The organism is Acinetobacter sp. 826659 (assembly GCF_000588515.1).
Classification (GTDB): domain Bacteria; phylum Pseudomonadota; class Gammaproteobacteria; order Pseudomonadales; family Moraxellaceae; genus Acinetobacter; species Acinetobacter pittii.
Genome location: NZ_JFYD01000013.1, coordinates 1 through 24,397 on the forward strand (window position 1 = coordinate 1; position 24,397 = coordinate 24,397).

A 24,397-nucleotide genomic window follows, 5' to 3' on the forward strand; every position below is an offset into this window, starting at 1 on the left:
CTTCAATAAGTTTATGTGCTTCATTACGTGTACGTGGCAAAATTTCTTTAATCCCGCCTAACTCATCAAAAGTCATGTAAGTTTCAATGGTTTCAAATTCCATTGCATGACGATCAGCACGTAAATTTTTCAAAATCTGATAAAGCTGGAAAAGCGTATTTAACGATTTATGAACATCACGGTCTTTTGGAATTGCATCTGTTGCGCCGTCAAAATATTGTGCTACCTGTGTATAGGTCAAACGTGCTTTTGAATGCATCACTGATGGATAAAAATCGTAACCAGTTACACGGCCTGTACGAGAGATTTTCAAGTCACAGACCATGCATAAACGGTCTACATGAGGGTTTAGAGAGCATAAGCCATTTGACAATGCCTCTGGTAGCATCGGTAATACGAAATGCGGGAAGTATACCGAAGTACCACGTTCCTCAGCTTCTTCATTGAGGGCTGAGTCTAAGCGTACATAATGGCTAACATCAGCAATTGCGACAACTACACGATAACCGCCACCTGGACGTTTTTCAGCATAAACCGCATCATCAAAATCTCGAGCATCTTCACCATCGATCGTAACTAATGCTAAATCTCGTAAATCAATGCGGCCTTCACGATCTTGAGCAGATGGTTCTTTAAAACTTTCAGCTTCTTTTAAGACCTGATCTGGAAACTCATATGGCAAACCAAATTCAAGAATGGTTTGTGGAATAATAATTTCTGTATCAGCTTTGTCGGCCATAGATTGAATAATATGCGCCGTCGCAAACTCTTCACGAGTTGGATAACTATCTATTGCGACACGTAGCATATCGCCAACATTTGCTTCAGCATGTGTTACCAGTTCTTTTTCTAAAGGAATAGGTTGGTGCTGATTTGGATTGTTGGGCTGAATAAAATATTCGCCATCGTGAACCGACAATTTACCAATTAATTGTTTAACACGATGTTGTAAAACTTCTGTGATAAAACCCCAAGGTTTGCCTTTACGGTCAACCGAAGTCTGTCGCACTCTAACTCGGTCACCGTTAAAGACTAAACGTAATTCACGTTCAGGAAGTAAAAGGTCACTTTGACCATCAATATGTGCTGTGCCTAAACCTTTGCTATTGATATAAACAGTTGCTTCATAGGTCGGTTGATCTGCCACCAACTGAAATTTAAACCCGTCTTTCATGATTTGACCATCACGGACCATAGCACTTAAGCGATGACTGAGTGCTTCAATACTTTTTTGGTCATGAATATTAAAATGATCGACAAGTTCTGCATGAGATTGCGGTGTCTGCAATTGTTCCAATGTATCTAAAATAAGAGTACGGCTTGGAATAGGATTGTCATAACGTTCAGCTTCAGCTTTCGCTTCGGGGTCAGCCCAGTTTTTTGTCATGTCGTTTGGTTTCACGCTTGGCAGATAAGTTTAGCATAAGTCATGCAGACCCGAACTGCACGTTTAGGTTTGCAATAATGTGTTATGCACTACAGTATTTTGATGAAGAAATAATATCTATCTTAACAAGCGTTTGATCGAAAAAGACGAAAATAATGAGAAAATTGCTTAAAAAATAATTCATTGAACTAAAAAACAAGAAAATTTCACTATGATGACTTGAACAATAGGGTTTTAGTTTGTATTATGGCGGCTCGTTCCGGTGAGGGGGATGAGTGGCTGAAATCACTTCCCTGCTAAGGAAGCATACCTATTACTGGTATCGAGGGTTCGAATCCCTCTCTCACCGCCATTTACTTAATGCGCTCATAGCTCAGCTGGATAGAGCACTTGGCTACGAACTAAGGGGTCGGGAGTTCGAATCTCTCTGAGCGCACCAAGTAAAATAGAACGAATCGCTGAAAGGCACACAAGTTACGCGCTCATAGCTCAGCTGGATAGAGCACTTGGCTACGAACTAAGGGGTCGGGAGTTCGAATCTCTCTGAGCGCACCAAGTAAAATAGAACGAATCGCTGAAAGGCACACAAGTTACGCGCTCATAGCTCAGCTGGATAGAGCACTTGGCTACGAACTAAGGGGTCGGGAGTTCGAATCTCTCTGAGCGCACCAACTTGAAGAATTAACCGCTTTTATAGCGGTTTTTTTGTGCCTGTTTTTTAGTACTTTAAAAAATCTAAATTTATAACTTTTTAATTATATTAGAGATAATCATAAATGAACTTAGCTTTATTTGACTTTGACGGCACGATCACTCACAGCGATACATTCAGTCTATTCCTTAAATTTTCTTTAAATAAAAAAACTCAAATACTAGGTGGTATTCGACTTGCACCTTATATAGCGGGTTATAAGCTTGGATGGGTAACCGATAAAACTATTCGAACTAAACTCTGCCAAGTGGGATACGTGGGCTATGATGCGGATTCCCTAAAATATATGGGACAAGAGTTTGCTAAAAGTGTCCTTCCTACCTGTGTGCGTCAAAATGCTTTGGAACGTATTCTCTGGCATAAACAACAAGGTGATCAGATTGTTGTTGTATCTGCATCATTAGGCGTTTATTTAGAAAGCTGGTGTCAATCTTTAGATTTAGACGTTATATGTAATCAACTTGAAATACGTGATGGTATTTTGACAGGTGATTTTATTAATGGTGATTGTGGTTATTTAGAAAAAGTAAATAGAATAAAAAACAAATATGATTTAACTCAGTATTCTACAATTTATGCTTATGGTGATACACCTAATGATTATGCAATGTTAGAGCTGGCGCATAAGAAATATTATAGATGGGAAGAAGTGAATTAATATTTAAAGATATATTAATAAATAAAGCCACTTGTAATAAGTGGCTTTATTTTAATGACTTATATTAAACAGTATTGAAAGAGTTTTCTAAGAAGTTATCGGTAAGTAATGATGTAGGTACGATAGTATGCGTTGTATTAGTTACGCTTGATACTGTCGAAGTTACACCACCAAGTAAGCTACCACCAGTTAATCCACCTAGTAAATTAGAAATAACATCTAATCCGCCTTCACCAGTCACACCGCCCGTTAAGCTACCCACGATATCTGTTACGATGCCGATAGGGTTGTCTGTACCGCCAGTAACGCCACCAGTTAAGCCGCCTAGAAGGTCGGTCACTAAGCCAAGAGGACTATCACCATCTACGCTACCAGTTAAACCGCCAAGTAAATCAGTGACTAAGCCTAGTGAGCTATCTCCACCAGTAACCCCACCAATAGTTCCTGTCAATCCACCAATGATTTCTGTTACTAAGCCAGTAGCAGTTGTGCCATTTGTAATTAGCGTATCGAGAATACCGGTAGCAGATTCAGTAGCACCTTGAATGTCTCCACCCACTAGATCAGAAATGACTTCAAGCGTGCCATTTACTGTGTCACGAGAAGTTTCGAAAGTTAATGTGCCGAGGTCTGCAAGTTCAGAAACAGGATGTTCTGCTTGTGGAAGAATGCTGATAATTGTATCTGCAACTGTATCAATGCCAGTGTTGATAATTTCAGTTTTTAAGCTTTCTACGCCCTGAAGAATATCAATACCGCCTTGAACAACATCAATCACTGGGGAGATTGGAGAAGTTCCATCACCGATACCACCAGTTACACCGCCAATAATGTCAGTAATTACTTCAAGTGGATTACCATCAACACCACCAGTTACACCGCCAATAATGTCAGTAATTACTTCAAGTGGGTTGCCATCAACACCACCAGTTACACCACCGATGATGTCAGTAATTACTTCAAGCGGGTTACCGTCAACACCACCAGTTACACCGCCGATAATGTCAGTCACGATTTCAAGAGGATTACCACTAACACCGCCAGTTACACCACCAATAATGTCGGTTACCACGCCAAGTGGGCTATCACCACTTGTTGCGCCGCCGATAATGTTATTAATAATTCCAGTAGCAGTTGACCCATTTGTAATCAGTGTATCGAGAATACCGGTAGCAGATTCAGTGGCACCTTGAATATCACCACCGACTAAATCAGAAACAACTTCAAGTGCACCGTTTACTGTGTCACGAGAAGTTTCGAAAGTTAAAGTGCCAAGATCTGCTAGGTCTGAAACAGGATATTCAGTTTGTGGAAGAATACCAATAATAGTATCAGCAACAGTGTCGATACCAGTATTGATGATCTCAGTTTTTAGGCTCTCTACACCTTGTAGAATATCGATACCGCCTTGAACGACATCAATCACTGGAGCGATTGGAGATGTGCCATCACCGATACCGCCAGTTACGCCGCCGATAATATCAGTAATTACTTCAAGCGGATTACCATCAACCCCACCAGTTACACCACCGATAATGTCAGTAATTACTTCAAGAGGGTTACCGTCAACGCCACCAGTTACGCCGCCGATAATATCGGTAATTACTTCAAGCGGGTTGCCATCAACGCCACCAGTTACACCACCAACGACGTCTGTAATGCTTCCGACAACGTCAGTAACAATACCTGTCGCAGTTGTACCATTAGTGATTAATGTTTCAACGACACCAGTAGCAGACTCAGTTGCGCCTTGAATGTCTCCACCCACTAGATCAGAAATGACTTCAAGCGTGCCATTTACTGTGTCACGAGAAGTTTCGAAAGTTAGAGTGCCAAGATCAGCAATTTCAGAAACAGGGTGTTCAGTTTGAGGAAGAACACCAATGATAGTATCAGCAACAGTGTCGATACCTGTGTTGATGATTTCAGTTTTGAGGCTTTCAACACCCTGAAGAATGTCGATACCACCTTGAACAACGTCAATAACTGGAGCAATTGGAGAGGTTCCAAGATCAATACCGCCAGTTACTCCGCCAATAATATTAGTTACTGTGTCTACAGGACTTGTAGAACCGATACTGCCAGTAACAGTACCAACGGCATCAGAAACAAGGCCTGTTGTGGTTGTTGTAAGGGTATTTGTTACTGTAGATAGAGTATCTGAAAGTAAACCAGAAGTTGATATCTGGCCTTCAATTGAAGAGCTACCAGTTACAGTAGTGTTCACCGATACAATATTACCCAAATCTTGAGTAATTTTTGATATCGAAGATACGAGGTTTGTTAGTAAGAACATGTTGGTCTATTTCCTATATAATTTTGTATTTTTAAGTAAGTATTATTTATTGCGCTTTATAATTAATGAGATGTGTATCTCAATAATTGCGATTTAGTATTGGTTAGATCTCAAAAGCTGTCAATGTGTATTTTTAGTCACATTTTTTGTTATTAAATAATATTTAAAGAAATAATAATTTATTTAATTTAGACATAAAAATAATAATAATTTTTATATTATATAATTTTAACTAATTATTTTTTTAATCATATTTTCACTTATTTGAAGCATTATCTTAGTTAAATTTCAAACAGTCTTATAATGGTTAGGTTCAACCAGAAATATATTATTTATATAATGTTGACTAAAATAGTAGCCTTTATCTTCTAGATAGATGGCAAAAAGCTTCAAAAACTCTATAAAACTTATTTGAAAAAAAATATTTCAGATACATCTTTGGTGAGCAAAGTTTCAATAATTTTAGCTATAAAGCTATGTAAACTAGAGTGATGGCTAAGAACTAGACGTTTGATGACAGAAAGATGAAAAAAGGCTTCCTAAGCCTTAAAAAATGCGTATAATGCGCAACATCAAGTACGCGCTCATAGCTCAGCTGGATAGAGCACTTGGCTACGAACTAAGGGGTCGGGAGTTCGAATCTCTCTGAGCGCACCACTTGAAGAATTAACCGCTATATATAGCGGTTTTTTTGTACCTGTTTTTTATTAGTTCGATTTAAAAGCTAGTACTCATGGCAACCAGCTCTTAAATGATTTGAAGTTGAAAAAAATTAGCCAAATGTTTTAAAACGGCTTTCGCCTTCAATAAAAGCTTTTTCACCTGCTTCGCCTTCAATTGAACCAAATACTAATTGGGCTCTTAGTTTCCATTGAGCAGGAATATCAAAAGCAGCATTAATTTTCTCATCGATAATTGGATTGTAATGTTGTAAAGAAGCACCAATACCTTGTTCAGCCAATACATTCCATACTGCAAATTGTGCAATTGCTGTTGAGTGTTCAGACCAGACTGGGAAATTATCAGCATACAATTCAAATTGCTCTTGTAGACCTTTAATCACATCCTGGTCTTCAAAAAATAAAACTGTACCAGCACCCGCTGCAAAACTTTGAATTTTTTGTTCAGTTCCAGCCAGTGCTTCGGCAGGAATAATCGTTTTTAATACATCTAAAACAATATTCCAGAAATTTTGATGAGACTCATTAAATAAAATTACAACGCGAGATGACTGAGAGTTAAATGCTGAGGGGCTATGTTTGACCGCTTCTTGAATTAATCCTTCAATCTCCGAAGGAGTATGTTGTAAGTTTTTCCCGATCGAATAAATAGAACGACGTTTTTTAATTAATTCTAAAAAGCTTGGCTGATTGAAAAGAGGGGACTCTTGAGTGGCTTGAGTAACCACATCTTTTGAGACTGTTGCTTTTTGATTTAAGCCAAATAATTTTGCAAAGAAAGACATGAGACATTTCACTAAGAAGGTAATGCTCTTATTGTAGAAATTTTAAAAACTGAAATAAGCTCAAAAAATATGAATCTACGTTCTATATATGCAACGTAGTTGATTTTCGAATCTCATCATAAGCTCTACTTTTAAACAAAATAAAAAATAGCCTTTGATTCATTTTAAAGCTGAAATGAATATGCTCTAATAGTTTCGATTTATTGAGTATTGATGCAGTGCAATGACTGAGCAAAAAACAGCTTTATCTTTACGTTACTATTTGAATTTAGAAGAGTCACAAGATGGGTTTTCATTAGTGACATTTGGGAAAAAGCAATTTACCCGTTTTCTTACACCTGCAATTAGTATTGCAATTATTATTTGGGGATTTTATTTAGGTCTCTCTGGGGTTGGACGATATTATGTCGGGTTAGGCGTATTTTTTCTGGTGATGCAAGGCCTGATGCGTTACTGGCTTTTACCTATGTTATTTAAGCGTCAATTTGTTCGTTACCAGTTTGGAAAGAGTGAGCAGGGAATCGACTTATATCAAGATTACTTTGAGCTTTATGCCAATGGTCGTAAGCAGGTGATGCAATATACGGATGTGCAAACTTTTGCTAAAGGTAAATTGACCTACATGCTTGAGCTAAAGAATAAAACTGTAATTATTGTACCAAAGCGCGCATTTGCACAGGTTTCAGATCAAACTATATTTGAAAATACATTTAAGAAATAAATTATTGGAATTATTAGCCGCAACAACAAAGGAAGCCTCATGAATACACGTCCTTCAAAAATCGTTTGCGTGGGCAGAAGTTACGCCGATCATGTCAAAGAATTAAATAATGCTATGCCTGACAGCCCTATATTATTTATTAAACCACCGAGTAGTTTGATTGGTTTAAATGACGGTATTTCTTGGAATCCAGCGTGGGGCAGTTGCCATTTTGAGTGTGAGTTAGTTTTACGTATTGATCAACCTTTGAAAGGTGAAACTGACCCTGAAAAAGCTTTAAAAGCGATTGGAGCAGTAACTTTAGGTCTTGATTTAACAATGCGTGATTTACAGAATGATCTGAAAAGTAAAGGCCACCCATGGGAGCGAGCTAAAGCTTTTGATGGTGCTTGTGTTTTGGCAGATTGGGTTGATACAAAAGAAATTACAAATTGGCAAGAGACCAAATTCACTTTCCATATTAATGATGAATTGCGTCAAGATGGTAATACTGCACTGTTAATGTTTACTATTGGTGATCTGTTAACTGACATTAATCAGGTTTTTTCACTAGAGCCAGGTGATGTGATTATGACAGGTTCACCTGCTGGGGTTGGACCATTACATGCAGGTGATCAGTTGAAAATGACATTAAAAGGTGCAACGCAAGATTTTGCATGGGAAACTTTTGTAAAAGCATAACCCACTCCTAAAATTGCCAATTTTTAACCCTATTATTTTTTTAATAATAGGGTTTTTTATTGGGTAGGAAAGAGTGTCTATACTATTGAAGAGTTCTACTTTCTTATTTCTCTTCAAAAATTGTTGAGAGCGGAATAGAAAGTTTTGCTGCTAAATAATCATTAGATTCGACCAAGGCAGGTCCTATTTTTTCCATCCATTCATCGTCATCGTGTACATTTAGAACATCTTCACGTAATGGCAGAGGGTATGGAAGAGCAGTGAAAAAGCTCCAGAAGTCAACTTGGGATAAATTGCGCGCGAGAACATATTCATCTTTATCGGTACGTTTAACCAAATTTTGCTCTTCAAGTAAAAGTACATAAGCTGGCCAGCGGCCAATTTCTCCGCGACCTAAAATTTCTAAAGCTTCTTTGTCACTTACACTTTCACCGAGTTTCTGTTTTTTATAAAACAGCTCGAGAATATCTAATAGCATTAAAACAGGATGACGTTTCTGCTCTTTACCTGAATGAAAAGCAGTTAGAGCAAAACTTACTTCTACGCCAAGTAAAATAATGTTCCATGACAGGAAGATCCATAGAAGGAAAATTGGTACTGCTGCAAATGCACCATAAATAATTTCATAACTAGTGAAATTTGACATCACAAAGCTAAAGAAATTTTTGAGTATTTCAAATAGTACAGCACTAAAACAAGCCGCTATTCCTGCTGCATAAACTGGGACTGTGCGATTGGGAATGGTCCAATATAAAATGAAAAAACCTAAAATAGTAAGTACAAAAGAAATTAGCCAGAGTAAAAACGCCCCATCAAGTTGATAACCTGTGAAGTTATTGCTTAATAAGTTCATCGATGCAACTGTTGATGAAATAACAAATGCACTGCCTAAAATAATCGGACCTAAAGAGATGATCGTCCAATAACGCATAAAACCCATAATGCCACTGCGTGTTTCTTTTACACGCCAAATACGGTTAAAGACGGTTTCAATTGAGGTCAGCATTAAGACAGTAGTAACGAATAAAAACAGCACACCAATAACGGTTAAGTTGCTAGATTTTTCTGTAAAAGCATTTAGCGCTTTATCAAATGCGATCGTGCTCTTTGGTAAAAAGTTACTATAGATTAAATGTTGCAGCTGTTGTCTTGCGGGTTCTAACGCTTTGATTGAAGAAATAATTACTAAAAAAACTGTTAACATCGGCACAACTGCGAATAGCGTTGTATAGGTGAGAGAGCCAGCTTGTTCACGGCACCGATCAGCTTCAAAACGCTTAAATACATATAAAACGAACTGAAACCAGGTTTTATTATAAAAAGGAAGCTTACTTAAAAAACGTTGTAACATGCGTCGTCTATCCCGATTTTTTTAATCATCATGTTGGGCGATTGATAGCTTATCAAAGTATGAGCTTAAGAACTCAAATCGTAGATTAAAGCAAAATAATAACTTATAGAATTAAAGTCGTTCTGTAAGTTTACTAGGTGCTATAGAAAGAATTGTAGCCATAAATTTTTTTCAAAAAAGTAGGCTTTCTGTTGTCTGAGCAAGGGTTTACCAAAAGTAGATAAACTTTTTACTCAATGAGTCCGAGAAATTTGCTCGCATTATCTTTTGTGCTACCTCATCAATCACCTCTAGAATTTCATAAAATTGGTTGCGCCAAAAAAATAAAAAATCCCGTATAGTGTTCTTTTTAACAAAATTTATGAAACCGATGCAACCTTACATTCTTGTACTCTATTACAGCAAATATGGTTCTACTAAAGAAATGGCTCATTTAATTGCCAACGGTGTTGAGTCTGCGGGTATGTCAGTGAAAATTCGGACAGTACCAAATATTGCTCCAGCTGTCACAATAGCCGAGCCAAGCATTCCGGAAGAAGGTGATATCTATTGTACGTTAGATGATCTAGCGAATTGTTCAGGCTTGGCATTAGGTTCTCCAACTCGCTTTGGCAATATGGCAAGTGAAATGAAATATTTTTGGGATCAAACAACCAGTCTTTGGCTCAACGGGGCATTACATAATAAACCTGCTTGCGTTTTTACTTCTTCTGGTTCAATGCATGGTGGGCAGGAAAGTACTTTGCTGACTATGCTGCCGCTGTTATTTCATCATGGCATGATGATTTTGGGATTACCTAATGCAATTCCAGCGTTATCTAATACTAAAACAGGTGGAACACCTTATGGCGCAAGCCATGTAAGTGGACCGCGTCATGACCAGAACTTAAGTCAGGACGAAAAGATTTTGTGTGAAGCTCAAGGCAAACGTTTAGGAGAGATTGCTAAAAAGCTTTTAGATTAATTTTGAACAAATAAAAAAGAGCGGATATCCGCTCTTTTTTAGATATACATTTTATTCTTTTACAAAAGTAACTTTGCCATCTGTAAGAGAGTGAACACGTGCTAATGATTCAACACGGTAGCCTTTTTCAAGCAATAAATCACGACCTGGCTGGAATGATTTTTCAATCACAATACCCACACCTACAACTTCTGCATTTGCTTGGTGAATTAAATCAATCAGGCCTAATGCTGCTTGACCATTTGCCAAGAAGTCATCAATAACTAATGCTTTATCAGTTGAATGAAGATGTTTATTTGAAATCGCAATCGTGCTTTCAGTTTGTTTAGTAAAACTAAATACTTTAGAGCGATATAAGTCATCTTTTAAAGTCAATGACTGATATTTGCGAGCAAAAATTACAGGTACACCAAGTTCTAAACCTGCCATGATTGCAGGTGCAATACCTGATGCTTCAATGGTAATAATCTTGGTAATCCCTGCATCTTTAAAGCGAGCGGCAAATTCCTTACCAATCTGCTGCATTAATACAGGATCAATTTGGTGGTTTAAGAAAGCGTCGACTTTCAAGACTTGATCAGATAGAACGATACCTTCTGTTAAGATTTTCTGTTCTAGTGCGTGCACGGGAGAATCCTCTAGACGGATGCTTTTTAAAGCAAATGCGTATTTTAAAAAGCATCCAAAAAAATGCAAGCTTTAATTCGTCTTACCTGTATAACTTGTTAATAACAATCCATAAGAAGTTTTACCATCAATATGACTGACTTTAACTGGTAAATAATCTAATTTCGGAGCTAACCAAAAGATTGTACTGCGTTCAGGTTTGTTGTGTTGTAAAACCACTTTAATGGTATCGAATGTTCCATAAGAGGTTTTAATTTTCTCATTACCTTGTTTTACAAATCGACGATTTTCAACTTCTTTTGCATCTGCAAGTGGATAAGAGGACTTCAGTGAACCATTTTTTAAGTCTTCACGCAGTTGTAACTCTGCGTTTAACTCATCAAGAACGCCTGCCTGCCAAGCAAATGAACGAGCTTTATCATCTTTCTTGGTAGAGATAGTTTTGCTATTTGGATTAAAGTTAATACTCATGGTGTTGTTATGAATCAAAATTTTGCTGGTACGGCTAAAACTTTGAGACCCAATTTTACCATTGGTGAAACTAAATTTACTTGTTTCACTTGCGGACGCAATTCCACCTGCTTTTGCAGTGAATTTATAAGTCCAGTTATTACCTTGCTGGCTTAAGGCACGTGTAGCTGATCCCATACCTTTATTATTGTAAGTAAACTGATAATTCGCCTGAAATGGGCTCATGGCAAGTGCATGGCTTGAGAAGCCTGCAAAAAGCAAAGTTGTTGAAATACCTGTTGCGATGCCAAACGATTTCAGAAATTTTGTTGCCATAAGTAAATATCCTTGTACAGACTAAAAAGTCAGTGCTGATGCATCTGTAACTTAAACATATTATGCCTGTTGATCATGGAGAAAAAATCAGGATTTATGCTAAATGTGTAATCTATTTGTGTTTTTTGGCAGTTAATTCATCTTCATTTATAAACCGTTTATTCATCTTTTTGCTGAATTGGCGTTATTTCAGAATCTGCGAATTCTTCTTCAAAATCGTCGTCCTGATCACGAGAAAGTAAGGCTGCTAAATTCACATTTCCAAATACAACTAACTCAGCTTCACGAACTCGTGCGTAATTTATATGTACTTTGCCTAATGTTTCGATGATGCTGGCTTTTTTGCCAAACCAACGGTTGAGATCAAGAAATATAAGTTCATCGCGTTCTTCTGCTACATTAAAACGTTCAAGAATCATCCCCAAAGGATCTTTTTTCAAAATTTTATGGTAATAAAAAATTGCGGCTTTTACGGCGATCTTTTGCCAAAAGTTTTTATATTTCGCTTCAATAATTTGTGTATTACTAATTTGTTCAAAAACTAAAAGTTGCTGTTCTTTATTAAATTCCATCTGGATCAGTTTTAAATCAACCGATAGTGTGGTTTCTAAACCTTTTACATGCATGGTTGCATATAATCTTAACCAGTCATGATAAAGATCTGCATGCAGGTCATCTAAAAACTCAACATTATTGGTGACATAACGTTGCAAAGTGGCATTCAGAAAGGTTTGCGATAATGTAAAATCTCTTTCTTCCTCAATGAATGCTTCTGCTTTTTTATAGACTTTTTGAAGGCGTCTGACTAATGAGGAAAATAGCGTTTGCATAAAAGAACTTCCAGAAGATAATTTACTAAAGAGCCCACACAATCTTTATTATGATAAAAAACGGGTTTTGATATTGCAGTGTAGCAAATTTACTTGATACATTTTGACAAAATGAAAATGGATAAAATCCTATATTTGAAGTGAATCACACTTTTATCCATATTTGAATATCAGTTTGTATTTTATTCGGTATTAAACCGTGGGGAAAAGGCATTTATATGCTTTTAAGATTATGTTGAACAAAAGAAGTTTATCCATAGAGCCTTTTCATCATTGGTGGCAAGACCGAGTCTTTATTGCTGCAACAATATTGGCAATCTTACTGCATATTTTTGTATTACTCATTCACTTTGCCATGCCTAGCCCCTCAGAGCAATCTACTAAAGAAATTGCAATTTCAATTCGGCCAAGCAATGAGCCAGTTCACCAAGCAGATTTTTTAGCGCAAGCAGATCAGCAAGGCTCGGGCGCATTTCGTGAAGCTCATCGGACTTCTAGTGATACTCCAAATCCGATGCTCAATGATGCTTCAACTGGAGATACTGAGTTAGAAAGTTTGCAAAAGATTCAGCAACAAAGAGAACTTAAATTTGAAGAAAAAGTTTTAATGACGGTTTTGAGTTGGCAGAAACAAGCGGATGCAAGCCAAAGAAAAAAAGAACTAGAACAACTACAAAGTCAATTTCAGGCAAAAGCTGCGATGGTTGCAAGCCTTGAAGCACAATATTTGCAACGCCAACAAGATTTCAGCCGTCAGCAAAAAATCAAAACAGTAGATGGTATTCAAGCAAAGAAAGATGCTTCAGCTATTTATTTAGATAAATTTCGTGGAAAAGTAGAGCTTTATGGCAACCGTTATTATCCAGAAGAAGCGAAACAGCAGCAGTTAAAAGGTGAAGTTCGCCTTATGGTAATTTTGAATGCTCAAGGGGGAATTCGTGCAATTCGCTTGCTTGAAAGCTCAGGTCATCCAGTTCTAGATGAAGCAGCGAAGTCTTCAGTACGCCGCGGCGCACCATTCGGGCATTTTGATGCCAATATGAAAGATATTTCAGAGTTGCGTATTGTACGTACTTGGCGTTTTGACCCAGCTGAAGCTGAATTTGAGGTTCATTAATTAAAAGATGTGGATAACTTTTAGGATATCCACATCTTACTAATGATCACATTATTCCTGATAAGGGTTAGCAATATTGAGTTTTGCTAAAATTTCAATTTCTAAACTTTCCATCTCTTCGGCATCTTCATCACTGGTTTCATGGTCATAACCAAGCAAATGTAAAACACCATGTACTAACAGATGTGCAAAATGATTTTGGGCAGTTTTTTTCTGCTCTAATGCTTCTTGTAATACCACTGGAATACAAATAACCAAATCACCTAGTGGTAAGGCATCTAGCATTGGTAAAACTTCTTCAGGAATATCACTTGGGAAAGATAAAACATTAGTCGGTTTATCTTTTTCTCGGTATTGCAAATTGAGTTGCTGGCTTTCGTCCAAATCAACGCAAGCAACCCCAATTTCACAATCTTCTTTATAACCAACGTGGCGTAAAGTTGTCTCAATAATTTTTTTGAGTTGAGCTCGTTTGAGCTCTAACTCAGGTGATTGAAAGTCTTGTTGTAAACTTAAACTGATTTTCAAAATGAATCCTTAAGCATCCTGATGTTGCAAGTCTGCTGCTGTATCGTTTTCAGCAACTAATGCTTCTTGACGTGCTTTGCGTTCAGCACGTGCTTCAGCATTAAGACGCTGTTGTTCACCATCCCAACCTTCATACGCTTCAACAATTTTTTGAACAAGTTGATGACGTACAACGTCACGGGAATGGAAACGGGTAATATGAATTTCTTTAATGTTCTCGAGTACACGTAGGGCATGTGCCAAACCAGATTGTTGGCCTCGAGGTAAATCTACTTGGGTAATATCACCTGTAATCACTGCACGAGAGCCAAAACCTAAACGGGTCAAGAACATTTTCATTTGTTCAGGCGTTGTGTTTTGAGCTTCATCCAAAATTACAAATGAATGGTTAAGTGTGCGACCACGCATATATGCAAGAGGTGCAACTTCAATCACTTGACGCTCGATTAACTTGGCAACTTTTTCAAAGCCAAGCATTTCGTAAAGAGCATCGTAAAGAGGGCGTAGGTATGGGTCGATTTTCTGAGTTAAATCACCTGGTAAGAAACCTAGCTTTTCTCCAGCTTCTACAGCAGGACGTACAAGTAAAATCCGTTGGATTTCATTACGTTCGAGCATATCTACTGCGGCGGCAACTGCTAAATAGGTTTTACCTGTACCCGCAGGGCCCACCCCAAAAGAAATATCGCTTTGCAAAATACGCTGTACGTAGCGTTTTTGATTAGCACCACGTGGGTTAATACGACCTTTTCGGGTTTGGAAATAGACATCCATTGGTGCATCATGTTCATCCATTTCTTCTCCAACTAACTCGAAATTACGTTCAGTTTGAGAAGATTGGATTAACAGATGCAACAGATCCGCACTGATTTGCTGGGATACCTCAGACTCTTCGTAGAGTCGTTGCAATAATGCCTCGGCTCTCCCAACAGCATCTATCTCACCATCGATATGAAAAACATCTCCACGATGAGTAATTTTGACATCTAAACGCTGTTCAATTTGCTTAAGGTGCCCATTATAGGCACCCAAGATGCTCTTTAAACGTTCCATTGAAATTTCAGGAAATGTTACGGTACGTCGAATCGCTGCAGTCAAGAGAAAACCTTTCAGTAGACTTTAGAATACCTCTACATTACGCCACGTCAGGCTCAAGATTCAAGAGCTCACCGTAAACTAAATTTAAAGTTTTAATTTCAGTAATCTCGATCTCTGCAAAACGTCCTACCCAAGAAGCATCACCTACAAAAGTAACTAGACGTGTATTATCGGCTGTACCTAGTAAAATATTAGGGTCTTGGTCCGAAACTTTTTCAATAAGAACACGTTCAATTTTGCCAAGCATTGCATCAGTTTTTTCAATGCTAGACTGTTTAATCACTTTCTGAACTTGAGCTAAACGCTCTTTCTTAACGTGCTCAGGCGTAGTATCAGGCAAGTCTGATGCAGGTGTACCTGGACGTTTTGAATAAACAAAACTATACGAGTGATCAAAATCTAAGTCTTTGATAAATTGAAGTGTTTCGGCGAAGTTTTCATCGGTTTCACCAGGGAAACCAATAATAAAGTCACTCGATAAATGCATATCTGGACGTATTTTTCTTAATTTGGCAATCTTGTCGATATAAACATCAATCGTATGATTTCGCTTCATTGCCTGTAAAACATCATTTGATCCACTTTGAACAGGTAAGTGTAAATGCGACACCATTTGAGGCAAATCTTCATAACACTGAATTAGCTCGTCAGAGAACTCAAGTGGATGCGATGTTGTATAACGTAAACGTCCAATACCTGGAATTTCTGCAACGAGTCGTAACAATTCAGGGAAGGTACAGATACCACCTTCAAAGGTTTCTCCGCGATATCCATTTACATTTTGACCCAGAAGTGAAATTTCACGGACACCTTTTTCCGCAAGACCTGCAATTTCTGCAAGTACATCATCTAATGGACGAGAAACTTCTTCACCGCGTGTGTAAGGAACTACACAGAAAGAACAGTATTTAGAGCAGCCTTCCATAATAGAAACGAATGCTTTAAAGCCTTCTACACGTGGTTCGGGTAAAAAGTCGAATTTTTCAATATCTGGGAAAGAAATATCAACCAGTTTGATTTTATCTTTTTTAGGTTTTTCTACTTGAGCATTATGTTGATCAAGCATTTGCGGTAAACGGTGTAATGTTTGTGGACCAAAAATCATGTCTACATAAGGCGCACGTTTTTGAATATTGTCACCCTCTTGAGATGCAACACATCCACCGACACCAATCACAAGATCAGGATTTTTGTCTTTTAGTTTGCGCCAACGACCTAATTCACTAAATACTTTTTCCTGCGCTTTTTCACGAATAGAACACGTATTCATGAGCAGAATGTCTGCTTCATTAGGGTTGGTCGTTAAAACGTAGCCGTGAGAATCCCCTAAAAGGTCTGCCATACGGTGACTGTCATACTCATTCATCTGACACCCTTGAGTTTCAATATAAAGTTTTTTTATTGAAACATCAGTGGTGTGCGTTGGCTGGGTAACAGTGTTTTCTGAGGCAGCTTTGGCACCATTGGGAATGAAGGTTTGAACCGTCATGCAGGCTCCTAACAGATCGATCTAAAAAAGAATAAATTGGCCCAAAATGGGTCAAACCACCTATTATAGCAGTATTTGAGCTGAACCGATAACAGTAAACTTTCAGAACATGACACGGTTTTTGTGAAGTAAATTAGGTGAATTTTAATGATGTTGAATCATAGAGTTACATAACACAACAAAAGAAAGCACGAAGAATAATTAAACTATGCGTTGAAGGTGAATAGTCAGGGTTTAGCACATATATGAGACCAAGTAGAAAGAGCTCATCAATCCATAGTCGTGTAATGAAAAATAAATATATGCATCGTAGCTGGTTAGGAGCTATGTGTTTACTTGGTTGTTCATTTACCTATGCTGCCGAAGAGCAGTTTAATGATGCACTAAATGCTGCAAATAGTGGTAATACCGCGTTATTAGACCAATATCAGCTTGCTATGCAAAATGATGTGTTGGGATACTATCCAGAATATTGGAAACTTAATACAAACCTTGGCTTTCAACCTACTGCCTCTATCGTAAGCTTTGCTCAACGCTATCCACAATCAGCAATGGCTGAAAAATTAGCAGCCGATTATGTTGAAGAAAAAGTTAAACAAGCTGACTTTGCATCTGCACAACCCGTCTTATCTTATGTCACCAACCCTGACCAAGCCGAAAATTGTGCTTTGGCACAGGTACGGGCGAAAAGTGGTGATGCATTAGTTTTTGCTGAATATAAAGATGTTTGGTTAGCAACTGAGTCACAACCAGAATCTTGCTTAGGTTTAGGGCGCATGATGTTATCTAGCCCTTTAATGAGTGCACAAGATAAACAACAGCGTCTATGGGTACAATTGCGTGCAGGTCTGTCTGGGCAGGCGCTCGCGACAGCACAAACTTTGGGTTTGAATTTGTCTTTGGCTCAGCTTAACCAAATTCAGGCCAACCCACTCAATTATTTATGGAGTGCGCCTAAAACAAATGATGCAGATTATGCTTATTTGATTTTTGCGTTAGGGCGTTTAGCTAATAATGACTTAAGTAATGCTTTTTCAAATGTGCAGCGTGTTGCCCAAGGTACGCCACAAAATGTACAAAAATATTTATATCGTACGGTAGCCTATATTGGTGGCACCACGGTAATGAAAAATAATTTTAATCGTGAAGTTCTTCAATATTTTGACGCAAGTTATGGTTATCCATTAAGTCCGGAAGAAGCTGAAATTTATGCGCGTCAGGCGATTCGTTTTGGGGCGTGGGAAAGTTTAATTCGCGCTATTGATAGTATGACGGTAACCCAAAAACAAGAAGACCGTTGGCAATATTGGCTTGCTCGTGCGTCAGAGCAGCGTGGGGATAGTGCTTCTAAAGCAACAGCACAACAAATTTATAGAAAACTGGCTCAGGCTGGTGATGACTATCATAACCTTTTAGCAAAAGATCGCTTAGGTGAACGTTATAACCATCAACCTTATGATGATCAGCCGACAGCAAGTGATTTAAGACGTTTAGATCAGAATATTCACTTTAATCGTGCTTTTACTTTAAGACGTATTAATGCAAATCCAACTTATACGAATCGAGAGTGGAATTGGGCAGTTCGTCAAGCATATCTTCAGCACGATGATGGTTTACTTTTAGCTGCGGCAAAGCGTGCTCATGACATGGGCTGGTATGACCGTGCAATTTATGCAGCAGATCGTACAACAAATAAGCATAATGATACTTATCGCTATGTGACTCCTCATAAGACTAATGTCGTAAGTCATAGTTACAATGCAGGAATTGATCCTGCATGGGCTTATGGTTTAATGCGTCAAGAAAGTCGGTTTGTTACTTCTGCGCGTTCTCACGTTGGGGCGGGCGGTCTTATGCAAATTATGCCTGATACGGCGAAGTTGATTGCACGTCAAATGGGTGAAACTTATAATCCGGCTGCATTAAATGAAATGAATACCAATATTCGATATGGAACATTTTATTTGTCGATGATTCAGGGACAATTAAGCAATAACCCTGTTTTGGCGACAGCAGGTTATAATGCGGGCCCTAATCGGGCTAGACGTTGGCAACCGGATTATCAATCAATTTCGGCTGACCAATATACTGAGACAATTCCATTGTTAGAAACCAGAGACTACGTCAAGCACGTTATGACGAATGCAACACATTACGGCGTAATATTGGGTCAAGGCGCCCAGTCGTTATCGCAGCGTATGAAAGTCATTCCAATGCGTACGTCGCCTTAACTTTAAGGTAGTTGATGATGGATCTTCTTTTAATTGGCATATTCAAGTTTTAATTAAATGAAATATAGATATTTGGAACTTCGTTCAATTTTACAACTTGCATGGTGGCTCATCTGTGCGGGAGTAGGGTTGATGAGTTCCGTTTTACATGCCGAACCTGTTAATTTACAAGGGTATGTTATGCATGTGCAAATGACACCTGCCGCATGTGCATTAGATCCCTCTAAACAAAAACAGCGTAAATGTCTTGAAGGATATTCACTGACAATTACAGGTCTCATGCCAGAAACAAACCAAAGTAACTGCTCAACAGACAGTTCTGCAACCTTGTCTCCATTGCAAGCCAAAGTCGTAGCTCGGGTTATGCCTGATAATAATGCTCGTGTACAGCTATGGAAAAGTGTAGGCGGATGCGTTCCTATGAATGCAAGCCAATATTTCCGTACGGTTATTAATTTTGCTGAACGTTTAAAAATTCCGGCTAGTCTCACAAGTTCAACAAATGTTGAAATGCAGCAATCCGCGTTAAGACAGCAGTTTGTACGCCTTAATCCGAGCTTACCTCAAAATGGTATCCGTTTTAGTTGTCAATTATCACGTTCAGATGTGGTCTTAACGGAAGTGAAAGTTTGTTATACGGTAAAGGGTCAATATAAACAGTGTGCAAATCATGTGGTATCGAATTGCCCTGGTGAAATCATGATTAAAGGTAGTTATTAAAGCTTACCAACATTTCGTAAGAAAATGCTGACCATACATTGAATCTATTTGTAAAGATTAATTTGTATTTTCTATCAGACTTTTGGTGAAAATGAGTCGCTTTTACATGCATCTGCCAAATCTTTAGAGTACAATCTTTGCCGTTTATGATGATTTGGTTAGATGGAATTCCTATTTAGCCCGATTAAGGACACTCATTGGAGACAATTACATGAAGCAACCCGTTCGTGTTGCCGTGACTGGCGCTGCAGGTCAAATTGGTTACAGCTTATTATTCCGTATCGCAAGCGGTGAAATGTTAGGTAAAGATCAACCTGTTATTTTACAATTGCTTGAAGTTCCAGTTGAAAAAGCACAACAAGCGCTTAAAGGCGTAATGATGGAACTTGATGACTGTGCTTTCCCTTTATTGGCTGGCATGATCGGGACTGATGATCCGAAAGTTGCATTTAAAGATGCTGACTACGCATTATTGGTAGGTTCTCGTCCACGTGGTCCTGGTATGGAACGTGCTGACTTGTTAAAAGTTAACGGTGAAATTTTCATCGGCCAAGGTCAAGCATTAAACGAAGTTGCTAGCCGTAACGTTAAAGTATTAGTTGTAGGTAATCCTGCAAACACTAACGCTTACATCGCAATGAAATCTGCTCCAGATCTTCCAGCGAAAAACTTCACAGCTATGTTGCGTCTTGACCACAACCGTGCGTTGACCCAAGTTGCTCAAAAAGCTGGTGTTGCAGTTGCTGACATCGAAAACTTAACAGTTTGGGGCAACCACTCTCCAACAATGTATGCTGACTACCGTTTTGCAACTGCAAATGGCGAAAGCTTAAAAGACAAAATCAACGATCCAGCTTGGAACAAAGACGTATTCCTTCCAACTGTTGGTAAACGTGGTGCTGCGATCATCGAAGCGCGTGGTTTGTCTTCTGCTGCTTCTGCTGCTAACGCTGCAATTGACCATATGCGTGACTGGGCGCTTGGTACAAACGGCAAATGGGTAACTATGGGTATTCCATCTGATGGTTCTTATGGTATTCCTGAAGGCGTTATGTTCGGTTTCCCTGTTACAACTGAAAACGGTGAATACAAAATCGTTCAAGGTTTAGAAATCGATGAATTCAGCCGTGAGCGTATCAACTTCACTCTAAACGAGCTTGAAGAAGAACGTGCAGCAATTGCTGACATGGTAAAATAATTCATCAGCTTGATGAGTTAAAAAAAGCACTCTTTAGAGTGCTTTTTTATTGAATCCTGAAAAAGCAAACACAAAAAGCAACAAGAAAATATAGACACTATCATGCAAGTAAAAACGTTTTATTGTTAGATTAGTTAATAGATGATTTAAAAGAAGTTATAGGAGAATAACAATGTTTGAACAGCAACCGACTTTAGAGCTTTTATTTGATCAGTTGGGTTTAGATTCTGATGAAGCAAGTATTGAAAACTTTATCAAAACACATCAATTGCCAGCCGAGCAAAAATTACATGAAGCGTCTTTTTGGTCAAAAGGTCAAAGCGATTTTTTGAAGAGTCATTGGGAAAAAGATGATGAATGGATTGTGGTTATTGATGAGCTTAATGAACAACTGCATGAAGACAGTGTGAAAAAATAATTTCAAAAAAATAAAGCCTGTTTTACAAGTAATATGTAAAACAGGCTTTATTACATTAAGAGTTTAATGTGTTTTTACTTTTAATTTATCTTTATACCATGGCTCATGACGTACAAGGTCAAATACAGGTTGGCCATGAAGCAATTCAAGATCACATGTAGACGTTGATAAATATTTAGTTAACCAATGTCTTGTTAATGCTGACTCTTGTCGTGCTGCTGACGCATATGCCAAGAAGAAATAGATATCAGCATGTTCATGATGTGCTAATGGCTTCAAAATTTGTTGAGTAATCAACGCAAAACGTTTTTCTTTATTTAGTTCAAAGTAAAGCATATACGCTTTGGCTAAGTGTAAAGACAAATTAAGGTATAAGCTCAATGGCATTTCTTCATATTCCATGCGAGCTTGTTCAAGCAAGACAATAGCTTCTTGTAGAAAATGAAGTTGTTCTTGGCGAACACGACTTAATACTACAAGTTGCATGCGTAACTCAGCACGCTCTAAAGCAAGCTCAGGCGTATTTTCAGTCAAATAAAGTTGGTCTGTTTCACCAATTCGGTTCACAATTGTTTTACTTTCAATAGACATACGCCATCACCTTTTTTAATCAATAGCTCTTATATCGGGTTCATTTATCAAATTTAAAGAGTAACCTTTAAACCCAAATAGAATTTCCGCTACGAAGCCAAGCTGTAATAGAGAGTCTTTGCTGTTTTGAAATTAATACTTCATGTAGTAAATCACTTTGAAATATTACCAGTCGATTGGGTTCGGGATTAACAATATGCCATTTCTCGTTTTTATCTTGTAGTCGCAATTGCCCACCCCAATCCTCTTGCCATTCTGGATGTAGATAATAGACAGTTGAGATAATACGATCATTTTTTTGTTGAGGATTGTCTCGGTGTAAAGCATAAAATTCACCCAAATTATAACGAGCAAAATGAGCTTCAACCTCTTTAATCCCTAAATAGAATGCTTGATTTAGACTTTGTGAAAATAAAGTTAAGGTTTCAATATGTTGCTGAGCAATAGGGAGCTGATCATTAATCCAGAGAATATGGTCGCTACGAATATTGCTTACAACGCCGTTTTGAATGCCTGCTTCTCTAAATTCATCCATATGATGGCTACATTCTTGAGAAACCTGTGCGCGATATTGATCTGGATATGCTTGATTTATAATGGCAAAGCCATGCGCATTTAAATCATCTAAAATTTGATCTAAATTCCATGAATCAGGAAGTGAGTGGGAACGCATATAACCTCGAGTAGATCGTAAAAATATCAAGCAGCTCTATTTTAGATGATCACAACCTTACGAAAGAATATTTTTTTCATGTTAAACTATTTGTTGAATTGAGGAATTAAAGTCAACATGAATTACCGTCACCATTTCCATGCGGGCAACTTTGCAGATGTTATGAAGCATGTGCTTTTGCTACAGCTTCTCAACCGTTTAAATGCTAAAGATAAACCTTATCGTTATATCGATACGCATGGAGGGGCCGGCAAATATGATTTATCTCTGGCACCTGCACAAAAGTCTGGAGAATTTCTCACAGGCATTCATCGTCTAGTTCAACTATCTGAAATGGAAAAGCGTCAGGCACCTGAAGCAATCCAACAATATTTGAAGTTAGTCGAACAATTGCGTTCTGAAGAAGGTAAGGGAAGCTATCCAGGTTCTCCTTGGTTTGCCCTGCAAGGCATGCGTGAAATTGATAAGGCAACAATTTTTGAAATGCAGCGCGATGTATTTCAGCAATTACGTCATAACATTCGTGATAAACGTGCAGGTTTACATGAGCGTGATGCATATGAAGGCTTGCTCGGCGTAATTCCGCCAAAAGAAAAGCGCGGTCTTGTTATGATCGACCCTCCTTACGAATTAGAACGTAAAGACTTTCCGCAATTAGTTGAACTTTTACAACAAGCTTATAAAAAATGGCCAACAGGCGTTTTTGCAGTTTGGTATCCAATCAAAGACCGAGCGATGATTGAACGTTTTGAAAAGAAAATGTTTAAAACGGGTATTCGCCGTCAGTTAGTTTGTGAAATTTGTGTGTGGCCAGATGACACACCTGTGGGTCTAAATGGTTGTGGTCTATTAGTGATTAACCCACCTTGGCAGTTCTCTGAACAAGCAGACCAAGCACTACAGTGGTTATTCCCGCATCTTCGCATGCAAGAAACTGGTGGTCATGCTGCTGTTCGCTGGTTGGTAGGTGAGTAACAGTTAACTTAAATCAATGCACATGTTTGGAATAGAAAATAATGACAAATGCGCCTAAACCAGAGCAAGATTTAACTCATAATGAACATTCATTTGATGGGATTACATTTGAAGTGGTTGAAGAAGAAGATAATCCGGAAGGACAAAAAGTGAAGCGCCGAGGTATTTATCTTTGGCCTAACTTAATTACAACCGCTGCTCTGTTGTCCGGTTTTTATTCCATCATTGCAAGTATGAATGGGGATTTTAACCAAGCGATCTATGCCATTTTTATTGCAGCGCTATTAGATGGCTTAGATGGTCGAGTTGCTCGAGCAATTGGCGCACAAAGTGCTTTTGGCGAACAATATGATTCTCTCTCAGACTTGTTAGCTTTTGGTGTGGCTCCAGCAATGCTGATGTATAGCTGGAGTTTGCATGATTTAGGCCGTATTGGTTTGGCTTGTTGTTTTGTTTATACAGCCTGCGCAGCCTTCCGACTAGCGCGTTTTAATGTGCAAATTGGCGTTGTTGATAAGCGTTATTTTATCGGCATTGCAAGTCCACTCGCTGCTATTATCATTATTTCACTCGTCTGGGTTGCTCGCGATTATCCTTTCATTTTTGATTTACGTGATATTGCGATTCAAACTATTAATGCTGTTCTTATGGTAATTGTGGGATTACTCATGATTTCCAATATTAAATATTATTCTTTCAAGCAGATGGATCGTAAACGCGTTCCTTTTGTAGTTATGTTGCCAGTAGTACTGATTTTTGCGGCAATCACTTATAATATTCCAATGGGCATTTTGACAGTTTCAATTATCTATGCTCTATCTGGTTTTGTTACGACTTTATTTGCACGCAAGAGTAATGAAACACTAAAAACATAAAATAGA

At 38.2% G+C, this 24,397-nt stretch carries 24 protein-coding genes and 5 tRNA genes; 17 read left to right on the forward strand and 12 right to left on the reverse strand.

Translation table 11 applies throughout. The annotated features are described in order from the left end of the window. The coding region (locus J663_RS17930) for a ribonuclease R family protein (protein ID WP_033851369.1) at positions 1-1,387 on the reverse strand (1,387 nt) is incomplete at its 3' end. Positions 1,388-1,648: 261 nt separating this feature from the next. Between J663_RS17930 and J663_RS17935 the strand changes: the two genes are divergently transcribed. The 5 genes from J663_RS17935 (at position 1,649) to J663_RS17955 (ending at position 2,757) form a co-directional block, all read left to right on the forward strand. Further along, positions 1,649-1,739, forward strand: a tRNA-Ser gene (locus tag J663_RS17935). 10 nt (positions 1,740-1,749) lie between these two features. Then, positions 1,750-1,826 (forward strand) — tRNA-Arg (locus J663_RS17940). Positions 1,827-1,865: 39 nt separating this feature from the next. Further along, positions 1,866-1,942: transfer RNA gene (locus tag J663_RS17945), tRNA-Arg, on the forward strand. A 39-nt stretch (positions 1,943-1,981) separates the two neighbouring features. Beyond that, positions 1,982-2,058 (forward strand) — tRNA-Arg (locus J663_RS17950). A gap of 105 nt (positions 2,059-2,163) precedes the next feature. Further along, positions 2,164-2,757, forward strand: a complete 594-nt coding sequence (locus tag J663_RS17955) for an HAD-IB family hydrolase (RefSeq protein WP_033851371.1) — start codon at positions 2,164-2,166, stop codon at positions 2,755-2,757. 64 nt (positions 2,758-2,821) lie between these two features. Here J663_RS17955 and J663_RS17960 read toward each other — a convergent pair whose 3' ends face one another. After that, complete coding sequence (locus J663_RS17960) at positions 2,822-5,053, reverse strand: beta strand repeat-containing protein (protein WP_033851373.1); 2,232 nt, start codon at positions 5,051-5,053, stop codon at positions 2,822-2,824. Between the two features lie 372 nt (positions 5,054-5,425). On the opposite strand from J663_RS17960, the gene J663_RS19240 reads away from it, so the two are divergent. Both J663_RS19240 and J663_RS17965 read left to right on the forward strand, forming a co-directional pair. Beyond that, positions 5,426-5,545 (forward strand): hypothetical protein, encoded by a 120-nt coding sequence (locus J663_RS19240; protein ID WP_147548252.1) that lies wholly within the window; start codon positions 5,426-5,428, stop codon positions 5,543-5,545. A gap of 88 nt (positions 5,546-5,633) precedes the next feature. Beyond that, positions 5,634-5,710: transfer RNA gene (locus J663_RS17965), tRNA-Arg, on the forward strand. A gap of 115 nt (positions 5,711-5,825) precedes the next feature. Here the strand turns inward: J663_RS17965 and J663_RS17970 are convergent. Continuing rightward, positions 5,826-6,518 (reverse strand): nitroreductase family protein, encoded by a 693-nt coding sequence (locus J663_RS17970; RefSeq protein ID WP_033851375.1) that lies wholly within the window; start codon positions 6,516-6,518, stop codon positions 5,826-5,828. A 223-nt stretch (positions 6,519-6,741) separates the two neighbouring features. Here J663_RS17970 and J663_RS17975 point away from each other — a divergent pair, with 223 nt between their 5' ends. Next, positions 6,742-7,239, forward strand: a complete 498-nt coding sequence (locus J663_RS17975) for a YcxB family protein (protein ID WP_005804627.1) — start codon at positions 6,742-6,744, stop codon at positions 7,237-7,239. A gap of 39 nt (positions 7,240-7,278) precedes the next feature. Next, positions 7,279-7,920 carry a fumarylacetoacetate hydrolase family protein gene (locus tag J663_RS17980; protein ID WP_033851376.1) on the forward strand — a complete coding sequence of 214 codons (642 nt, stop codon included), beginning with the start codon at positions 7,279-7,281 and terminating at the stop codon, positions 7,918-7,920. A gap of 103 nt (positions 7,921-8,023) precedes the next feature. Here J663_RS17980 and J663_RS17985 read toward each other — a convergent pair whose 3' ends face one another. Next, positions 8,024-9,271, reverse strand: a complete 1,248-nt coding sequence (locus J663_RS17985; RefSeq protein ID WP_033851378.1) for a YihY family inner membrane protein — start codon at positions 9,269-9,271, stop codon at positions 8,024-8,026. 361 nt (positions 9,272-9,632) lie between these two features. Here J663_RS17985 and wrbA point away from each other — a divergent pair, with 361 nt between their 5' ends. Further along, entirely contained in the window at positions 9,633-10,235 is a 603-nt protein-coding gene (wrbA, locus tag J663_RS17990; RefSeq protein WP_212771402.1) for an NAD(P)H:quinone oxidoreductase, read from the forward strand. 51 nt (positions 10,236-10,286) lie between these two features. Here wrbA and J663_RS17995 read toward each other — a convergent pair whose 3' ends face one another. From J663_RS17995 to J663_RS18005, 3 genes are all read right to left on the reverse strand, one after another. After that, positions 10,287-10,862, reverse strand: coding sequence for a xanthine phosphoribosyltransferase (locus tag J663_RS17995; RefSeq protein WP_002119547.1), 576 nt, complete (start codon positions 10,860-10,862; stop codon positions 10,287-10,289). 72 nt (positions 10,863-10,934) lie between these two features. Further along, positions 10,935-11,648 (reverse strand): DUF3108 domain-containing protein, encoded by a 714-nt coding sequence (locus J663_RS18000; protein ID WP_002119525.1) that lies wholly within the window; start codon positions 11,646-11,648, stop codon positions 10,935-10,937. Positions 11,649-11,806: 158 nt separating this feature from the next. Continuing rightward, a complete protein-coding gene (locus tag J663_RS18005; RefSeq protein WP_017386970.1) occupies positions 11,807-12,478 on the reverse strand; it encodes a hypothetical protein in 672 nt (223 codons plus the stop codon). 232 nt (positions 12,479-12,710) lie between these two features. On the opposite strand from J663_RS18005, the gene J663_RS18010 reads away from it, so the two are divergent. Continuing rightward, positions 12,711-13,595, forward strand: a complete 885-nt coding sequence (locus tag J663_RS18010) for an energy transducer TonB (RefSeq protein WP_033851380.1) — start codon at positions 12,711-12,713, stop codon at positions 13,593-13,595. Between the two features lie 51 nt (positions 13,596-13,646). Here J663_RS18010 and ybeY read toward each other — a convergent pair whose 3' ends face one another. From ybeY to miaB, 3 genes are read right to left on the reverse strand one after another with little or no spacing between them, the layout of a single operon-like run. Beyond that, the gene (gene ybeY, locus J663_RS18015; RefSeq protein WP_033851381.1) at positions 13,647-14,123 is read right to left on the reverse strand and encodes an rRNA maturation RNase YbeY; all 477 of its coding nucleotides are present in this window, start codon (positions 14,121-14,123) and stop codon (positions 13,647-13,649) included. 9 nt (positions 14,124-14,132) lie between these two features. Further along, positions 14,133-15,221, reverse strand: a complete 1,089-nt coding sequence (locus J663_RS18020) for a PhoH family protein (protein WP_002119513.1) — start codon at positions 15,219-15,221, stop codon at positions 14,133-14,135. A gap of 37 nt (positions 15,222-15,258) precedes the next feature. Further along, positions 15,259-16,710 (reverse strand): tRNA (N6-isopentenyl adenosine(37)-C2)-methylthiotransferase MiaB, encoded by a 1,452-nt coding sequence (miaB, locus tag J663_RS18025; protein ID WP_002119558.1) that lies wholly within the window; start codon positions 16,708-16,710, stop codon positions 15,259-15,261. 287 nt (positions 16,711-16,997) lie between these two features. Here miaB and J663_RS18030 point away from each other — a divergent pair, with 287 nt between their 5' ends. From J663_RS18030 to J663_RS18045, 4 genes are all read left to right on the forward strand, one after another. Continuing rightward, a complete protein-coding gene (locus tag J663_RS18030; protein WP_014207719.1) occupies positions 16,998-18,941 on the forward strand; it encodes a lytic transglycosylase domain-containing protein in 1,944 nt (647 codons plus the stop codon). A gap of 57 nt (positions 18,942-18,998) precedes the next feature. After that, a complete protein-coding gene (locus J663_RS18035; protein ID WP_005804634.1) occupies positions 18,999-19,661 on the forward strand; it encodes a ribonuclease T2 family protein in 663 nt (220 codons plus the stop codon). 211 nt (positions 19,662-19,872) lie between these two features. After that, positions 19,873-20,859, forward strand: a complete 987-nt coding sequence (locus tag J663_RS18040; RefSeq protein WP_002119517.1) for a malate dehydrogenase — start codon at positions 19,873-19,875, stop codon at positions 20,857-20,859. 172 nt (positions 20,860-21,031) lie between these two features. Further along, entirely contained in the window at positions 21,032-21,277 is a 246-nt protein-coding gene (locus J663_RS18045) for a DUF2789 family protein (RefSeq protein WP_002119522.1), read from the forward strand. A 63-nt stretch (positions 21,278-21,340) separates the two neighbouring features. Here J663_RS18045 and J663_RS18050 read toward each other — a convergent pair whose 3' ends face one another. Beyond that, positions 21,341-21,868, reverse strand: coding sequence for a hypothetical protein (locus tag J663_RS18050; protein ID WP_002119538.1), 528 nt, complete (start codon positions 21,866-21,868; stop codon positions 21,341-21,343). A gap of 67 nt (positions 21,869-21,935) precedes the next feature. Next, a complete protein-coding gene (locus tag J663_RS18055; protein ID WP_014207717.1) occupies positions 21,936-22,541 on the reverse strand; it encodes a 2OG-Fe(II) oxygenase in 606 nt (201 codons plus the stop codon). A 117-nt stretch (positions 22,542-22,658) separates the two neighbouring features. On the opposite strand from J663_RS18055, the gene J663_RS18060 reads away from it, so the two are divergent. Both J663_RS18060 and pssA read left to right on the forward strand, forming a co-directional pair. After that, positions 22,659-23,516 (forward strand): 23S rRNA (adenine(2030)-N(6))-methyltransferase RlmJ, encoded by an 858-nt coding sequence (locus J663_RS18060; protein ID WP_002119552.1) that lies wholly within the window; start codon positions 22,659-22,661, stop codon positions 23,514-23,516. 41 nt (positions 23,517-23,557) lie between these two features. Beyond that, complete coding sequence (pssA, locus tag J663_RS18065; protein WP_002119541.1) at positions 23,558-24,391, forward strand: CDP-diacylglycerol--serine O-phosphatidyltransferase; 834 nt, start codon at positions 23,558-23,560, stop codon at positions 24,389-24,391. Positions 24,392-24,397: the final 6 nt, after the last annotated feature.

What these genes read in the sequence shown, in the direction of transcription:
- miaB (WP_002119558.1), bottom strand. Translation starts at nt 16,710, where the DNA reads ATGACGGTTCAAACCTTCATTCCCAATGGTGCCAAAGCTGCCTCAGAA.
- J663_RS17985 (WP_033851378.1), bottom strand. Translation starts at nt 9,271, where the DNA reads ATGTTACAACGTTTTTTAAGTAAGCTTCCTTTTTATAATAAAACCTGG.
- J663_RS17960 (WP_033851373.1), bottom strand. Translation starts at nt 5,053, where the DNA reads ATGTTCTTACTAACAAACCTCGTATCTTCGATATCAAAAATTACTCAA.
- J663_RS18035 (WP_005804634.1), top strand. Translation starts at nt 18,999, where the DNA reads ATGAAATATAGATATTTGGAACTTCGTTCAATTTTACAACTTGCATGG.
- J663_RS17980 (WP_033851376.1), top strand. Translation starts at nt 7,279, where the DNA reads ATGAATACACGTCCTTCAAAAATCGTTTGCGTGGGCAGAAGTTACGCC.
- J663_RS17955 (WP_033851371.1), top strand. Translation starts at nt 2,164, where the DNA reads ATGAACTTAGCTTTATTTGACTTTGACGGCACGATCACTCACAGCGAT.
- J663_RS17975 (WP_005804627.1), top strand. Translation starts at nt 6,742, where the DNA reads ATGACTGAGCAAAAAACAGCTTTATCTTTACGTTACTATTTGAATTTA.
- J663_RS18060 (WP_002119552.1), top strand. Translation starts at nt 22,659, where the DNA reads ATGAATTACCGTCACCATTTCCATGCGGGCAACTTTGCAGATGTTATG.
- J663_RS18010 (WP_033851380.1), top strand. Translation starts at nt 12,711, where the DNA reads ATGTTGAACAAAAGAAGTTTATCCATAGAGCCTTTTCATCATTGGTGG.
- J663_RS18005 (WP_017386970.1), bottom strand. Translation starts at nt 12,478, where the DNA reads ATGCAAACGCTATTTTCCTCATTAGTCAGACGCCTTCAAAAAGTCTAT.
- J663_RS18030 (WP_014207719.1), top strand. Translation starts at nt 16,998, where the DNA reads ATGAAAAATAAATATATGCATCGTAGCTGGTTAGGAGCTATGTGTTTA.
- J663_RS17970 (WP_033851375.1), bottom strand. Translation starts at nt 6,518, where the DNA reads ATGTCTTTCTTTGCAAAATTATTTGGCTTAAATCAAAAAGCAACAGTC.
- wrbA (WP_212771402.1), top strand. Translation starts at nt 9,633, where the DNA reads ATGAAACCGATGCAACCTTACATTCTTGTACTCTATTACAGCAAATAT.
- J663_RS18055 (WP_014207717.1), bottom strand. Translation starts at nt 22,541, where the DNA reads ATGCGTTCCCACTCACTTCCTGATTCATGGAATTTAGATCAAATTTTA.
- J663_RS18000 (WP_002119525.1), bottom strand. Translation starts at nt 11,648, where the DNA reads ATGGCAACAAAATTTCTGAAATCGTTTGGCATCGCAACAGGTATTTCA.
- pssA (WP_002119541.1), top strand. Translation starts at nt 23,558, where the DNA reads ATGACAAATGCGCCTAAACCAGAGCAAGATTTAACTCATAATGAACAT.
- J663_RS18050 (WP_002119538.1), bottom strand. Translation starts at nt 21,868, where the DNA reads ATGTCTATTGAAAGTAAAACAATTGTGAACCGAATTGGTGAAACAGAC.
- J663_RS18045 (WP_002119522.1), top strand. Translation starts at nt 21,032, where the DNA reads ATGTTTGAACAGCAACCGACTTTAGAGCTTTTATTTGATCAGTTGGGT.
- J663_RS18040 (WP_002119517.1), top strand. Translation starts at nt 19,873, where the DNA reads ATGAAGCAACCCGTTCGTGTTGCCGTGACTGGCGCTGCAGGTCAAATT.